This is a genomic window from Thauera sp. 28, from assembly GCF_000310145.2.
GTDB lineage: Bacteria > Pseudomonadota > Gammaproteobacteria > Burkholderiales > Rhodocyclaceae > Thauera > Thauera mechernichensis.
The window spans coordinates 1-479 of the sequence record NZ_AMXA01000097.1 but is presented as its reverse complement, the minus strand read 5'-3'; the positions used below and the strand labels follow the sequence as shown (position 1 = coordinate 479).

Below are 479 nucleotides of genomic sequence, written 5' to 3'. Positions count from 1 at the left end.
CGCATCAAGGGCAGCCACGCCGCGATCAAGTCGGGCATGCTCGCCGCCGAGGCCGCCTTCGAGGCGCTCGCCAAGGAACGCGAGCGCGACGCGCTCACCGCCTACCCGGCCGCCTTCCGCGACTCCTGGCTGTACGCCGAGTTGCACAAGACGCGCAACTTCAAGCCCTACATGAAGAAGGGCCTGTACCTGGGTTCGCTGCTGTTCGGCATCGACCAGGTGGTGTTCCGCGGCAAGGCGCCGTGGACGCTGCGCAACAGCGCCGACCATGACAAGCTCAAGCCGGCGGCCGAATGCGCGAAGATCAATTACCCCAAGCCCGACGGCGTGCTCACCTTCGATCGCCTGTCCTCGGTGTTCCTGTCCAACACCAACCACGAGGAAGAGCAGCCCTGCCACCTGCAGTTGAAGGACGGCGCGGTGCCGATCGCAATCAACCTGGCCAAGTACGACGCCCCCGAGCAGCGCTACTGCCCGGC

At 66.2% G+C, this 479-nt stretch carries 1 protein-coding gene; it reads left to right on the top strand.

The features are described 5' to 3' along the window. Positions 1-479 (top strand): 4Fe-4S dicluster domain-containing protein (locus C662_RS19610; protein WP_002934759.1); only part of this gene is annotated, 479 nt, incomplete at both ends.